Origin of the sequence: Flavobacterium plurextorum, from assembly GCF_002217395.1 — a bacterium.
In the GTDB taxonomy this organism is placed as follows: Bacteria; Bacteroidota; Bacteroidia; order Flavobacteriales; family Flavobacteriaceae; genus Flavobacterium; species Flavobacterium plurextorum.
Map to the genome: position 1 here is coordinate 149,952 of NZ_MUHD01000027.1, position 15,636 is coordinate 165,587.

Below are 15,636 nucleotides of genomic sequence, written 5' to 3' on the forward strand. Positions count from 1 at the left end.
TCTGGTAGGTATTTTTTGTTTTTCATACTTAAAACACTGTATTTTGTTTTATAAATTTTTTCATAAGATAATTGTGGATTTGTGGATTAAAAATTTAAGGCTGAAGTTTTTAAGTAAAAAAATAAAATTTTGAAATATGAATAAAATAAAAGCATTAATCATTTTATGTTTTGCAAGCTGTTCCCTCTTTGCGCAGAAAAAGCCCAACATCATTTATATTTTAGTTGACGATATGGGCTATGGTGATATAGGTGTATTTTTTCAAAATCAGCGAATGAAAAGCAATGATCCGTCAAAACCATATCAAATTACTCCTTATTTAGATCAGATGGCCGCTTCTGGTGCCATATTTACACAACAATATTGTAATGCTCCAGTTTGTGCACCTTCTAGAAGTTCTTTGCTGACAGGTGTAAATCAAGGAAATGCTCAAATTAGAGACAATCAATTCGACAAAGCATTAGAAGACAATCATACGCTGGCAACAGTTTTAAAACAAGCCGGCTACCAAACTATGGCTATAGGAAAATGGGGATTACAAGGAGTTGAAGAAACGGGACCCAATTGGCCTGCACATCCTTTAAAACGTGGTTTCGATTCGTATTTTGGTTATATGAGACACGTTGACGGACATGAACATTATCCAGTTGAGGGTTTGTATCGTGGCAAAAGAGAGGTTTATGACGACTATAATAATGTAGCCGAAGGTTTAGCAAAATGTTATACAACTGATTTATGGACGGCAGTGGCAAAAAAAAGAATCATAGAGCATACGAAAAGTAAGGATGCTTCGAAACCTTTTTTTATGTATTTAGCGTATGATGCTCCTCATGCAGTTTTAGAGCTGCCTACACAAGAATATCCAAGCGGAAAAGGATTAAATGGAGGTTTGCAATGGACAGGAAAATCGGGACATATGATTAACACAGCTTCTGGTACTCCAGATTCTTATACGCACAGTGATTATGCAAATGCGGTTTATGATGATGATAATAATGCAGTGACAAAAGAGGTGCCGTGGCCGGATACTTTTAAAAGATATGCAACTGCCAATCGCCGAATTGATGATGGAGTGGGCGATATACTTCAATTATTAAAAGATTTAAAAATAGACGAAAATACACTGGTAGTTTTTACATCAGATAATGGCGCATCTATTGAGTCTTATTTGCCATCACAATTTATTGGATTCGTACCAACATTTTTCTCTAGTAATGGTCCTTTTGATGGTATTAAAAGAGATTGTTGGGAAGGTGGTGTTCGTATGCCTGTTTTGGCAAATTGGCCTAAACATATTCAAGCAGGAAAAGTGGTTACAACTCCGTCAATGTTATCAGATTGGATGGCTACGTTTGCACAGGCAGCCGGAGTTATTCCTCCCGCAAGAACCGATGGTGTTTCGCTGCTGCCTTCATTAACTGGAAAAGGAAAACAGGAGCAGAGTTTAATATATGTAGAATACTTTGAAAATGGTAAAACACCGGATTTTAAAAATGATAATTCGACACATAAAAACCGAAAACGCGGACAAATGCAAATGATACGAATGGGGAATTTCTCAGGAGTTCGTTATGATATTAAATCAGCCGAAGATAATTTTGAAATTTACGATGTTGTAAATGATCCAAAAGAGACAAATAATTTAGCAGTTAAACCTGAATTCGAAAATATGCAATTGCAAATGAAGGCTTCCGTTTTACAAACGCGCCATGCAGATGCAGAAGCACCTCGTCCTTATGATGACGCTTTAATTCCTGCCGCTAAAATTTCGGGAAAACTTTTATCTGGATTCAAACAAGAATTTTTTTCAGGGGATTTTTCTTGGGTAGTTTCAGACAAAGGACTAAAAGCACAATCCAGCCAAATAAGTACTTCTTTAAATGGCAAAGCAGAAACAACTAAAACCGGAATGATCCTTTACAAAGGATATATAAAAGTTCCTGCCGACGGAAAATACAGTTTTTCATTAAAAACATCTGGAAATGCTTATATGCGTTTACATAATGCTAGTTTGTTTGATGCTGATTTTGGTTATCAATCGAATAAAGAGCTGATTCAGGAGGTAAATCTAAAAGAAGGTTATCATCCTGTTTCAATTTATGTGCTGAAACAAAGTAATACTAATGAGACTATAAGTATAAAATGGAAAGGAAAAGAAGCAAGTGACTGGAAAATTTTAGGAGATAAAGAGTTATTTTATGCAGTAAAATAACGAACTCTTTAATGGATTGCATCTATATTAAACACAAAAAAGTTTATGCTTTAGCATAAACTTTTTTGTATTGATTGTAAAAAAAAATCCTTAATTCGTTCCAGCAGCGCTTTTATCTACAAGAAATAATAATTCCCCAGAAACAGGTTTAATTAACTGCATCGGATAAGTTTTTGGGTTGTATTCGCCAGTTGTTACTTCTTTTAAAGCAGGTGCTTTTTTCTCTCCAAAAGCAATTACAATAATTTTTTCAGCTTTGTTTATAAGCGGAGCAGTAAGTGTAATTCGGAACATTTTTTGAGGTTCAAGATAATAGGCATCAACCCATTTATTTTGCTCTTCTAATACTGCTTGCCCAGGGAAAAGAGAAGCTGTATGACCATCATCACCCATTCCTAATAAAATAAGATCAAACTTTCCTTCATCGCCTAAAACAGTTCTAATAGATTGCTCATAAGCAGCAGCATAATCTTCTGGTGTAACATTGTCTTTATACATTTCGAAAATATTTTCTGCAGGAATTGGAACGTGGCTTAGTAATGCTGCATAAGACATTTTAGCATTACTTAAATCATCATTAAGCGGAACCCAGCGTTCATCTCCCCAAAATATAAAAACCTTACTCCAGTCTATTTTGTTTTTGTAATCGTCAGAAGCTAGTAATTTGTAAACTCCTGCAGGAGAAGAACCTCCTGTTAGAACTACTGTAAATTTGTCTTTTTCAGCAATTGCTTTTTGTGCCGCTGCAATAAAAAGGTCTGCAGCTGCGATATTAATTTCTTCAGTATTATTATAAATCTGTATCATCTAAAACTTCTTCTTTTGTTTGTTTATTTGGGATCCATTTGTGTCCTTGGCGTGCCAATAATTCATCAGCCTCTTCAGGTCCCCAGCTTCCTGCTTTATAATTAGGGAAATTATCAGGCGCTGTAGTTTTCCATACTTGTTGAATGGTATCAATTGCATCCCAAGCTTGTTCTACCTGATCCCAACGCATAAATAGAGTAGGATCTCCTGCCAAAGCATCGGCAATTAATGTTTCATAAGCTTCAGGTGACATTGTAGAGCAGGCAAAATAATCGAATACCATTTCTGCCGGTCTTAAAGAAAGAGACAAGCCCGGTTTTTTAGTCATAAACTGCAGTTTAATATCCATTTCCGGCTGAATGTTGATAATCAATCTATTTGGTGTCATACCTTCTTTTCCATAAGAAAATGCAGAATGTGGAACGGGTTTAAACTGTATAATAATAGAAGATTGTTTTTCTTCCATTCGTTTACCTGTGCGCAGATAAAACGGAATTCCCTGCCATCTCCAGTTGTCGAGATAAATTTTCATTGCAACATAGGTTTCTGTATTAGAATCCGGAGCAATTCCTTTGTCTTGACGATATCCGGGAACGGGTTTTCCTTTTATAGTTCCTGCGTCATATTGACCTCTTACAATATAATGATCGACTTCATCTGGTTTGATACGTCGAATAGATTTTAAAACATCAGCTTTACGGTTTCGAATATCATCTGCTTCAAGAGAAGCCGGAGCTTCCATAGCAGTCATACATAAAATTTGAAGAAGGTGATTCTGAATCATATCTTTCAAAGCACCAACACCTTCATAAAATCCACCGCGTTCTTCTACGCCAACTTCTTCGGCTACGGTAATCTGAACAAAATCAATGAAATTTCGACTCCATAAAGGCTCAAACATCGAATTTCCAAATCGGAAAGCTAAGATGTTCTGAACAGTTTCTTTACCTAAATAATGGTCAATTCTATAAATCTGTTCCTCTTTGAATGTCTGCGAAAGCATTTCATTAAGTGCAATTGCAGAAGTTTTATCATAACCAAAAGGTTTTTCGATTATAATACGATCTTGTTTAGGATTTGCAGCAAGACCAATTTTCTTGATATTATTAGAAATAGTCGAAATGAAAGACGGCGTAATCGAAAGATAAAAAAGACGATTAGCTCGTTCTCCAAAAGACTGATCAATAGTATTTATTTTGTCATTTAATCCTATATAAGATTCTTCTTTGTCGATATCAAGACTATGATAGGTAATATGAGAAAGAAATTTTTGAGTTTCTGGGTCCGAAAGACCTTTTTTTCTCGAGAATGTATTTAGGTTTTCTAAGACATAGCTGCGAAATTCTTCATCGCTTTTTTCTGCTCTTCCAAGAGCAATAATCTGAAACTTTTTTGACATACGGCCATCAAGATACAGATTTTGAAAAGCGGGAAAGAGCTTTCTCTTTGCCAGATCTCCAGTTCCACCAAAAATTACAATGATAGTTGGATTTATATTTTTGAACTTACCCATTTTGTGTGTTGTGTTGTTTAAAGTTCTTTATTCAGACCATTGTGTGTGGAAAACACCAGTTTTGTCAATGCGTTCGTAAGTATGTGCTCCAAAATAATCACGCTGCGCCTGAATTAGATTTGTTGGCAGATTTTCAGATCTGTATGCATCAAAATAAGCTAGTGAATTCATAAGTCCTGCCACAGGTATTCCTTTTTGCACAGCAAACTGAATTACATTTCTCATTCCAGTTTGATTATCTGTTAATTTTGAAGCGATTCCAGAATCTAAAAGTAAGTTTGGTAAATCTGCTTTTGTAACAAATGCTTTTCTGAAATCCTCTAAAATAGCGGCACGAATAATACAGCCTCCGCGCCATATTTTGGCAACAGTTTCTAGATTTAATCCATAATTGTATTCTTTAGAAGCAGTATGAAGCTGTGCTAATCCTTGTGCATACGTTACCACAATAGAAAAGTACAATGCCGATTTTAATGCAGCAATTGCTTCGCTTGTATTTACATCAGTTTGATTTGTATTCCAAACTAATTTAGTTGCAGCTTCAATTCTTTCTGGTTTAGTTTTAGACATATCGCGCATTACAACAGCAGCGTCGATAGTTGGAACTGGAACTTGTAAATCCATCGCATTTTGCGAAGTCCATTTTCCTGTTCCCTTAGATTTTGCCCAATCTGAAATTTTATTGATCAGCGGACTTCCGTCTTCGTCTTTTTGTTTCAGGATTTTTCCTGTAATTTCGATTAAATACGATTTAAGGTCATACGTTTCATTCCATTCTTCAAATGTTTTCTGAATCGTATTTTCATCCAAATTATAACCTCTTTTCATTAGGTCATAAATTTCAGAAATCAATTGCATGATTCCGTATTCAATTCCGTTGTGAACCATTTTTACATAGTTTCCAGCAGACCCGTTTCCTAAATATTCTACACAAGGTTCACCATCTACTTTTGCAGCAATAGCTTCAAAAATTGGGCGAAGTCTTTCGTACGCTTTTTGATCTCCTCCAGGCATCATTGCAGGACCAAATCTTGCTCCTTTTTCACCGCCGGAAATTCCCATTCCAAAAAAGTGAATTCCTTTAGAAGATAATTCTAAAAATCTTCTGTCAGTATCTGTAAAATAAGTATTTCCGCCATCAATAATAATATCTCCCTTATCTAAATGCGGTAATAAACTTGCGATCGCGCTGTCAACTGGTTTTCCTGCAGGAACCAATAACATAATAGCTCTTGGCTGCTTAATAAGCGATACAAAATGCTTAACATCAGTTGTTGCTTCAATAGTGTCGTTTGGACCCGCTTCTTGTTGAAGAGAATTAACTTTTTCAGTATCTAAATCTAAACCTGCAGCCGCAAAGTTATGGCTGGCAATATTTAAAAGCAGGTTACGACCCATTACGCCTAGACCTACAATTCCAAAATCAAATTTGCTCATAGTTTTCAATTAACTAAAATTATTAGAAGAATGTTTTTTTGAAAAAAATGTAAGAGAAAATACAGTAACGTTTTTTCATTCAGTTCTTTGCAGAAAAACAAAATTTGTTTGAATCTTACGTTTTAAGATTTACCGTGCTAAGTTAGAGAAAAATGGTGAAACAATATAGAATTGGCGGTTCTCTTTAAGGCTGTGTAGTGTTACTTTTTTAAGTATGAAAAATACACTTATTTTGAAATTTTAGATTGATTTAAGTAGATTTAGTACTGTTTTTAGAATGTTTTTAGAATAGAAATTGGATGCTTTCTACTAATAGATAATAATTGGAATAATAAAGGAATTAGTAGGGAACTCTTTATTGATTAACTATTTTTAAAGTCGAAAACATTTAGATACTTTAATCTTTTATGAAGATTTAGAAAAGCACAGAAAATTAGAGATAATTGCAGAACGTCTAAGCAGAAAACTTAAGTGAACAGGAAGTTTATTTCATTTTGATACTCAATGGGGCAATTACATTGATTTTCCATTGAATCATGAATGTATTATTAAGGGTACGTTTTATTAATTACACTATTGTATTTTGACACACATCCAAGTTGCTTTTATTACCTTTTTATCCCCTACATAAGCAATTCCTGACTGTTTAATTATTTTTTCACTTAAACGAATATTCTGTATCTCGAATTTTATTTCATCAGTAAACCTTGCAGTTGAATAGAATTCAGCATCTTCAATACTGACAAGACCAAAAATTCCATCAGTAATTCCTAAAAGTTTAACTCCTGCGCCTCCGCATTGAGCCATTGATTCAATTAAAATTGTTCCCGGAATATAATCAGATTGAGGAACACTTCCTTTTAACCAAGTATCTCTTTCGTCAAATGTTTTAAAACCAATAATTGTTTCGTTTGAAAATGATGTTATTTTATCTACGAATAAAAATGGAGTTCTATGCGGAATTAGATTTTCAACTTCTTGTAACATGATTTTTTAATTTTTTGCAATTTATTAATTTATTTTGGGCTTTATCTTAAATTTATTGTAAAACAAAAACGCTTTAAAGTCTTTGATTTTAAAGGAAAGTTATTTTTAATAAAGTATAATAAAATTGTCAACTAAAAAACAAAAAACCTGTAAACAAATGGTTTACAGGCTTTTTTGTGGAGTCGCCGGGAATCGAACCCGGGTCCAAACAAGCAACTAAAGAGCTTTCTACACGCTTATTTCCTGATTAGATTTTCGTTGTTGAGCTAGGCCAGAAACAACCACCCAACACTTATCTCCTTAATTTTCGAAATCCACCCGAAGCTCATGGAAATCTAGGTTTATTTTTACGGTTCCCCTTGACAGAACGCCACAAACCAAGGCTTTCTAGGAGAATCCAGCTTCTCTACCTTGTAGAGACGTGGCGCAATCTTACTATGATTCAGATTATGCAGCTAAAGCGTAATTATTTTCGCCGTGTAAAAGTGTGAGATCTTATATTTACGAGCAAGGTCTCAATGCTCGACGTGCTTACTGTTCAATTCGACTTGCTGTCAAAACCAGTCGACCCCAAAAATGAGTTTGCAAATTTATGCTATTTGAATTTACTTTCTACTAAAATTTTCAGAAAAAAAAATAGCCGAAAGTCCAAGGGCGAAAGTAAAAAGTTGTAAAGTTTTTAAAGTCAAAAGATTGCTTTCTGTTGCGTTTTTTTATTTTTCCGTAATTGGTGTGTATAAAAAAGAACAAATTCAGTATTGTCAACTGTTTTAAGACTTTACGACTTTTGACTTTCGACTTTAGGACTATTTTATTCTTCGTCTTTAAAATTAAACGGATAATCTCCAAAGATCGGTGCTAATTTACGAACAGCATAGGTGTTTCTGTTCATTTTATTAGATAAAGCAATAATCGTTACATTCTCTTTCATTAAAGTAATGTATGACGAAGTATTACCATGCCACCAGCCATTATGAAAATAGAAATTTTGTCCCGTTTCCCAGTTAATCATTCTAATTCCTAAACCATAATTTTTAGTTCCTTTACGTTCGTTGCTGTATCCCGTATAAACTTGTTTTAATAATGCAGGTTTTAAAAAATCAGGTGAGTTTCTAGCTCTGTCAAATTTTAAAAGATCGCGTACAGTCGAAAAAACATTTTTATCTCCGTAAACATTATCTAGATAATCAAAACCAATTTCAACACCGTTTCCTTTATATGATGGAACAATCTTTTTTTTGTCTTTATCATCATCAAAAACATAAGTATTTGTCATACCTAAAGGTTTAAAAATCATTTCAGACATCGCTTCTTTATATTTAAGTCCTGTGATTTTTTCTATAATCAGTGCCAGCATAGCATAATTAGTATTGCAATAGCTGAAACGAGTTCCAGTTCTTGATTCTAATCCAATATCTTTTGTAGCCAGAATATCTAGAATGTCTTTATTGGTTAACTGGTTGTGTCTGTCCCAAACTGATTTATCTCTATCTGTGAAATAAGCATAGTTGCGCATTCCAGAACGATGATCTAAAAGCATTCTTATAGTACAGTCTTCGTATGGAAACGTTTTTAAAATGGTATTTACTTTTTGATCTAATTCTATTTTCCCAGCATTTACCAATTTTAAAACTGCCGTAGCTGTCAAAACTTTACTTACTGAAGCAATTTGTACAGGAGTATTGGCAGTAATTTTGGTTCCTTCATTTTTATTAGCAAAACCATTGTATTTTTCAAATATAATTTGACCATTTCTAGCAACTAAAAAACTGCCGTTCATGCTGTTGTTTGGCCAGTTTTTATTATAAAAGTGATTTATTCTGCCTGTTACCGAGTTTTTATAGGCCTGTGATATTTTCTTTTCAGGTCCTAAAGGCTTCATTTTAGGTAATGTATCTTCGACTGTTGAGGTAGTATCTGTATTTGTTTTTTTGTCTTTACCACACGAACTTAAAACTAGTATTGAAAAAAGTATTTGTGGTATCTTTGTCTTTTTAAGGAAAATCATTTGCATCGTTCTTTAAAAACAAATATATAGAATTCAATATTTATGTTTGGCGGTTTTTAGAATGTGAATCGGCTTTCTTTAACTTAAAATTAACAAATGTTTTAGGTAGTCGATTGTTAGTCAGCTTTAAACGGTTTTTAAACATTCTAAATTGTATTTTTACAACAAAACTTTAACGAAATTTGTTATATTTGAAACAAAAACGATGTAAAAAGTTATATTAATTAATGTTTTAAACTTGTTTGAATGAAATTTGGAATTATAAAAGAAAGAAAAAACCCACCAGATCGACGTGTAGTGTTTGCTCCTGATGAATTGGCTAAACTGAAACAACAGTATCACGAAGCGGTCGTAGAGGTAGAAAGTTCTGATATTAGGATTTTTTCGGATATACAATATAAAAGTATGGGGATTACAGTTTCTGATGACGTTTCAAACTGTGATGTTTTATTTGGAGTGAAAGAAGTTCCCGTTGAAAATTTAATTCCAAATAAGTCCTATTTCTTTTTTTCTCATACCATCAAAAAACAACCTTATAATAGAAAACTATTACAGGCAATTTTAGAAAAAAATATTGATTTGTATGATCATGAAACTATTGTTGATGCAAACGATCATCGTTTAATTGGTTTCGGGAAATACGCCGGAATGGTTGGGGTTTATAACGGAATTCGTGCTTTTGGATTAAAGTTTGAATTATTTAAACTTCCTAAAGCAGAAACTCTTTCAGGAAAAGATGCTTTGATTATGCATTTAAAACGTATAACAATGCCGGCTTTGAAGTTTGTTGTTACTGGAACTGGGAAAGTGGGCAGCGGCGTAAAAGAAATTTTAGACGCTATCAAAGTAAAAGAGATTACGATTGATAATTATCTGACTAAAAAATACTCGCAGGCTGTTTATGTTCAGTTGGATGTTTTAGAATATAATAAAAGACTTGATGGTCAAACTTTAGATTTTAAAGATTTTGTAAATCATCCTGAAGAATATACTTCAGATTTTGAAAAATTTACTAAGGTTTCAGATATTTATTTTGCGGGTCATTTTTATGCTAATAATGCTCCGATGATTTTAACAAAAGAAATGCTGAATGCGAGTGATTGTAAGTTGAAAGTTGTGGCCGATATTTCATGTGATGTTAATGGACCAATTGCTTGTACGATTCGTTCATCGACGATTGCAGAACCTTTATATGGTTATTTTCCTTTAGAAGATAAAGAAGTTGATTTCTTTCATCCAGCTGCTGTTGCGGTAATGGCAGTTGATAATTTACCTTGTGAGATTCCGAAAGATGCAAGTGAAGGCTTTGGAGAACAATTTATGGAACATGTAGTTCCTGCTTTTTTCAACGGAGATAAAGACGGGATTTTAAAACGTGCAAAAATCACTGAAAAAGGTAAATTAACCGAAAGATTCAGTTATTTACAGGATTATGTAGATGGTAAATAATTATTTGTTCTAAACTGTGTCATTATAAAAAAGAGCTTTCTAAAATTTTAGAAAGCTCTTTTTTGTATAATTAAATGATTTGTGAATTAATTACCCGCAACGAGTTAATTAACAATTCACCATTCACAATTAAACCATATCTTCAGGTTTAACCCAAGCGTCAAAATCTTCAGAAGTTACGTAGCCTAGACGAACTGCTTCTTCTTTTAGAGTTGTTCCGTTTTTGTGTGCTGTTTGAGCAATTTCTGCGGCTTTATAATAACCAATTTTTGTATTTAGCGCTGTTACAAGCATTAGAGAATTGTCTACTAACTCTTTAATTCGTTTATAATTTGGTTCGATTCCTTGTGCGCAATGTTCATCAAATGACACACAGGCGTCTCCAAGTAAACGCGCTGATTGTAGGAAGTTGGCAGCCATAACTGGTTTAAAAACGTTTAATTCATAATGTCCCTGCATTCCACCAACCGCAATTGCCATATCATTTCCAATTACTTGAGCGCAAACCATTGTTAAAGCTTCACATTGTGTTGGATTTACTTTTCCGGGCATAATAGATGATCCGGGTTCGTTTTCTGGAATATGAATTTCGCCAATTCCAGAACGTGGTCCAGAAGCCAGCATTCTAACATCATTTGCGATTTTGTTTAAAGAAACAGCTAACTGTTTTAATGCTCCATGTGTTTCAACAATTGCATCGTGTGCGGCTAAAGCTTCAAATTTATTTTCGGCAGTTATAAAAGGGTGGTTTGTGAACTTTGCAATATATGCAGCAACTTTTATATCGTAGCCTTTTGGAGTGTTTAATCCTGTTCCAACAGCGGTTCCGCCCAAAGCAATTTCTGATAAATGGGCTAAAGTGTTTTTTAATGCTTTTAGTCCAAACGCAAGTTGAGCCGCATAGCCTGAAATTTCCTGACCAAGTGTAAGAGGAGTGGCATCCATTAAATGTGTACGGCCAATTTTTACAACATTTTTGAATTCAATGGCTTTTTTGGTCAATGTCGCATGAAGTTTTTCAACTCCGGGAATTGTGGTTTCCACTATCATTTTGTAAGCTGCAATATGCATTCCAGTTGGGAAAGTATCATTTGATGACTGTGATTTATTAACATCATCATTTGCTTTAATAAATTGCTCGCCTTCACCAATTTCAAAGCCTTTAAGAACTTGTGCACGGTTTGCAATTACTTCATTTACGTTCATGTTGCTTTGCGTGCCAGAACCTGTCTGCCAAATTACTAATGGAAATTGATCGTCTAATTTTCCGTCCAGAATTTCATCACACACTTCGGCAATTGCGTCTCTTTTTTCGATAGGCAAAACACCTAAATCGTAATTTGCATAAGCAGCTGCTTTTTTTAGATAAGCAAATCCTTCGATGATTTCTTTCGGCATCGATCCTGAATTTCCAATTTTAAAATTATTTCGAGAGCGTTCGGTTTGCGCACCCCAATATTTATCGGCCGGGACTTGAACTTCGCCCATGGTGTCTTTTTCTATTCTGTATTTCATTTTGTTATAATTATGTTGTTTGTAAAATGTATTCGGTTAATGTGAAATGTCGATTGTGAGATATAAAATGTGTTGCTTATTTGTTTGAAAAATGTGTTTCTTTTGAAAATGAATGCCCTAGCCCTGATGGAAGCGGCATCCTTTTGTGACGGTGTTCGACACAAAAGATATAGCGGACAGCAGGTTTCAGCTCCTAGAAATACTCATGTTGTTCTAATTTAGACAGTTGAATAATGATTTGAAAAAAAGCTTATTTAAAATGAATATAAATATACGTATAAATGTTATTTCATGAAAATTGATTTAGATTTTATTGCCAACGAAGAATTTATAACTTACATTTGTCGTAACATTCAAAAATTCCGGAAAACATGTTTGAATTTTCACAGTACTTAGGCTTTTTACTTTTCTTAACCGTACTAACTATAGGGTTTTGGTTAATGTTTTTCTTAGTTGGTTTCGTATCTTATTGGGTTACGGGAGCAAGCTGGGAAATGTTCAAAGAAAAAAGAGCCAAAAAAAGACAAGAAGAACAATCAATTTAATTTTAGATTGATTTCATAAAAAAAGGACCCGTTTTACGAGTCCTTTTTTTTATGGAGTATAAATACAGAAATCCTAAATTTCAAAAATAAAAAAAAACCAAATTCTAGTTTTACACTTGGAATTTGGATTTTTTTATTGGAATTTAATATAGCTTATCCTGGGAAATCCCCGCCGCCGTCACCGCCGCCGTCATTTCTAGGTGCTTTTTCTCTATCATTTTTAGGTTTGTTAAAACGATACGTAAATGATAAATTGAATTGGCGTTTACGAAATTGCATTTCACCATATGATCTCTGACTTTCAAGAGTAGTGTCATTTTGAAGGTAAGTGTACGATCTCATGATTCTTGAATTGAAAATATCACTGATATTGAAAGCAATTGTTGCTTTATCTTTCATAACGTCTTTGCTTAAAGCAGTGTTCATTCCAAATTGACCTAAGTTTTTACCTTGTGCTGTTTTTTGTTCGCCATTGTAAGTAGCATTCAATTGCCAGTCAATTTTATATGGTAAAGTCAGTTTAGAGTTGATTCTTGCAAACCAAGAATTAGCTTGATTGTCAAGGTTTTGTACTACTGTATTGCCTTTAGTATCAACATAAGTGTTTTCTCCAGTTGTTTTTACGTTGTAAAGATTGAAGTTACTGTTGATTCTCCACCATTTAAATGGAGTGTAATTTAAGGTAAACTCAAAACCAAATTTTTGCTCTTTACCTAAGTTAATAGGTCTGCTTAAAATAACAGGAATTCCGTTTACTTCTTCACCATTTGGAGTTCTAACAAAGCTGAATACATCTTTGGTATCTTCAAAATAAGCTGAAGTATTGAAAGTTACTTTGTCCCAGCGTTTGATATATCCAATGTCATATTTGTCTGTTAAAGATGGATCTAAGTCAGGATTTCCTTGAAAAATATTAACGTTACTTGAGTAGTTAACAGCTGGATTCATGAAACGACCTCTTGGTCTTGTTAAACGCTTGCTGTAACTTGCTGTAAAATTACTTTGATCTGAAATTTCATAACTGATAAAAGCACTTGGAAACAAGTTGTTATACTTTTTAGTATTGAAATCGTTGTTGTCTAATAAGTTTACTTGAATATTGGTGTCTTCCCAACGTAAGCCAAACAAATACGAGAATTTGTTTACTTTGAAGCCGTATTGTGTGTAAAGAGCATTAATATTCTCTTTGTATTCTAAAGTATTTGATAGGTTTGGATCTTTTGCTCCTGAATCATCTGTAACGAAATATTCGTTATTTAAATCGCCAAAACTTCCTTTATATCCAGCTTCAAATTGGCCTTTTTTTCCAAGCGGTAATACATAATCTGCTTGTAATTGTACTTGTTTTTGTACCTGATCGTTCAGCGTTGTATTGTAATTTGGCGAAGCTGTAATGATACTATTGTTATTGTCTGTATTTCTAGAAATAGATAAATCAGCTGTAAGTTTGTGTCCTTTATCGTTGAAGTTTTTAATGAAATTCGACGTATATTCTACATTCTGACTGCTGGTATCTCCGTTATTTAAACGAAACGAATTACCAGTAGAATTATGATTAGAATCAAAATTACTGTAATTGATTAAATCTCTTGTGTTGCCAGAATTGTTTTGGTAATTGATGGCATTTGTCCAGAAAGTATTTGGCGCAACCGTCCATTCGATTCCAGCTCTTCCATTAAATCCGTCAGATTCTCTTTTGGTATCACGATCTTCATCTAAGAAACCTTTTGGCGTACCATCGGCGTTAAAATAAGATGTATTGGTTAAACCTCCTCCTTCATTAGTTCTGTGGTTGTAACCTAAAGTAGTAAAGTAGTTTAATTTTTCTGTTTTATAATTTAGATTTGCGGTTAATCCATAAGCTTCAGGAAGTCCTGTAGAAGCAATAAATGTTCCGTTAAAACCTTGATTTTTACCTTTTTTAAGGACGATATTGATGATTCCAGATCCTCCTTCGGCATCGTAGCGTGCTGATGGATTTGTGATAACTTCAACTTTATCAATTGCGTCTGCAGGAAGCTGACGTAAAGCTTCTGCAACATTTATTGCATTAGAAGGTCTTCCGTCAATTAAAATTCGGATATTGTCACTTCCTCGTAAACTTACATTTCCTTCAGTATCAACAGAAACAGATGGTACATTGTCTAGAACGTCACTAACAGTTCCGCCTTTTACAATCATATCTTGACCAACATTGTAAACCTTTTTGTCTAGTTTAATTTCTACTGTTGATTTTTCTGCACGAACGACAACTTCATTTAATTGAGCTGCATCTTCAGATAAATTTATAACACCTAAATTAGTGTCTCCTTTAATGCTTTTTTGTTTTAATTCGGTTGGTTTAAACGAAATAAATTCAATCTTAATATCGTAAATTCCGGGTGCAACAGCTACATCAAATTCACCTTTTGGATTGGTGATTCCACCAGCAATAACTTTAGTATCGTTTGGAGCAGTGATTGAAATTGTTGCATATTCCAACGGTTGTTTACTAACTTTTTCTAAAACTTTTCCAGTAACTTTTACCTTGTTTTTTGCAGGCGGTCCCTGCTGTGCATAGTTGTAAAAACTTGTAAAAAGCAATACAAGAATTACAGCGAATTTGATTTTCTTCATTTTTTTTTTGGTTTCTTTGATTCTTTAGACCGCAAATGTAGCTTTTGGTTTAAAGTGTAAGATCATAAAAAAATGTTAATATGGTATTTAGTATTAATCTAAAAAAGAAGCCACTTTATCCAAATCTCTCCCAATAATTGCTTTTCCGTCTTTTATAACAATTGGACGTTCAATTAGAATTGGGTTATCTATCATTGCTTGAATAATTTCATCATTATTCAAGGTTTTTTCTTTGTAGTTTTCTATCCAAATTTTTTCTTTGGTTCTAACCAATTCATTTGGCTGCAGGTTCAACTTTTCAAGAAGTTCTTTTAATTCACTAAAGCTTGGTGTTTCAGTTAAATATGGAATTATTTCATATTCTTGATTTGTCTGATTAATAAAAGCAAGACAGTTTCTTGATTTTCCGCAGCGTGGATTGTGATAAATTTGTATCATTTTGTTATATTTAAAGTGTGCTGAAATAGGTTCTGTAAAAAAGCGGTATTTTAGCAATAACAAAAATAGGATTTACTATTTAAATAGAATTCTCATTTTAAAAATTTTA

Annotated in this window: 11 protein-coding genes and 1 other RNA gene; 3 read left to right on the forward strand and 9 right to left on the reverse strand. The window is 33.6% G+C overall.

What is annotated here, in order from left to right:
- Nucleotides 1-136: 136 nt before the first annotated feature.
- Nucleotides 137-2,212, forward strand: a complete 2,076-nt coding sequence (locus tag B0A81_RS14395) for a sulfatase-like hydrolase/transferase (protein ID WP_089058688.1) — start codon at nt 137-139, stop codon at nt 2,210-2,212.
- A gap of 90 nt (nt 2,213-2,302) precedes the next feature.
- On the opposite strand, the gene pgl is transcribed toward B0A81_RS14395, so the two are convergent.
- From pgl to B0A81_RS14425, 6 genes are all read right to left on the reverse strand, one after another.
- A complete protein-coding gene (pgl, locus tag B0A81_RS14400; protein ID WP_089058689.1) occupies nt 2,303-3,019 on the reverse strand; it encodes a 6-phosphogluconolactonase in 717 nt (238 codons plus the stop codon).
- The gene (gene zwf / locus B0A81_RS14405) at nt 3,003-4,532 is read right to left on the reverse strand and encodes a glucose-6-phosphate dehydrogenase (protein WP_089058690.1); all 1,530 of its coding nucleotides are present in this window, start codon (nt 4,530-4,532) and stop codon (nt 3,003-3,005) included. Before zwf ends, pgl begins: the two co-directional genes overlap by 17 nt.
- Nucleotides 4,533-4,559: 27 nt before the next feature.
- Entirely contained in the window at nt 4,560-5,969 is a 1,410-nt protein-coding gene (gene gndA, locus B0A81_RS14410; protein WP_089058691.1) for an NADP-dependent phosphogluconate dehydrogenase, read from the reverse strand.
- Nucleotides 5,970-6,542: 573 nt separating this feature from the next.
- Nucleotides 6,543-6,956, reverse strand: a complete 414-nt coding sequence (locus B0A81_RS14415) for a 3-hydroxyacyl-ACP dehydratase FabZ family protein (RefSeq protein ID WP_089058692.1) — start codon at nt 6,954-6,956, stop codon at nt 6,543-6,545.
- Between the two features lie 174 nt (nt 6,957-7,130).
- Nucleotides 7,131-7,528: a transfer-messenger RNA gene (ssrA, locus tag B0A81_RS14420) on the reverse strand.
- 239 nt (nt 7,529-7,767) lie between these two features.
- Entirely contained in the window at nt 7,768-8,970 is a 1,203-nt protein-coding gene (locus B0A81_RS14425; protein WP_089058693.1) for a serine hydrolase domain-containing protein, read from the reverse strand.
- 240 nt (nt 8,971-9,210) lie between these two features.
- Here B0A81_RS14425 and B0A81_RS14430 point away from each other — a divergent pair, with 240 nt between their 5' ends.
- On the forward strand, nt 9,211-10,413 hold the full coding sequence (locus B0A81_RS14430; RefSeq protein WP_089058694.1) for an NAD(P)-dependent oxidoreductase: 1,203 nt from the start codon (nt 9,211-9,213) through the stop codon (nt 10,411-10,413).
- Between the two features lie 129 nt (nt 10,414-10,542).
- Here the strand turns inward: B0A81_RS14430 and fumC are convergent, their stop codons facing one another.
- Nucleotides 10,543-11,928, reverse strand: a complete 1,386-nt coding sequence (fumC, locus tag B0A81_RS14435) for a class II fumarate hydratase (RefSeq protein WP_089058695.1) — start codon at nt 11,926-11,928, stop codon at nt 10,543-10,545.
- Nucleotides 11,929-12,299: 371 nt separating this feature from the next.
- Between fumC and B0A81_RS14440 the strand changes: the two genes are divergently transcribed.
- Nucleotides 12,300-12,473: a hypothetical protein gene (locus tag B0A81_RS14440; protein ID WP_089053158.1), complete on the forward strand. Its 174-nt coding sequence runs from the start codon at nt 12,300-12,302 to the stop codon at nt 12,471-12,473.
- Nucleotides 12,474-12,626: 153 nt separating this feature from the next.
- Here the strand turns inward: B0A81_RS14440 and B0A81_RS14445 are convergent, their stop codons facing one another.
- Both B0A81_RS14445 and arsC read right to left on the reverse strand, forming a co-directional pair.
- Nucleotides 12,627-15,089 carry an outer membrane beta-barrel family protein gene (locus B0A81_RS14445; protein WP_089058696.1) on the reverse strand — a complete coding sequence of 821 codons (2,463 nt, stop codon included), beginning with the start codon at nt 15,087-15,089 and terminating at the stop codon, nt 12,627-12,629.
- 93 nt (nt 15,090-15,182) lie between these two features.
- A complete protein-coding gene (arsC, locus tag B0A81_RS14450; RefSeq protein WP_089058697.1) occupies nt 15,183-15,527 on the reverse strand; it encodes an arsenate reductase (glutaredoxin) in 345 nt (114 codons plus the stop codon).
- Nucleotides 15,528-15,636 lie beyond the last annotated feature (109 nt).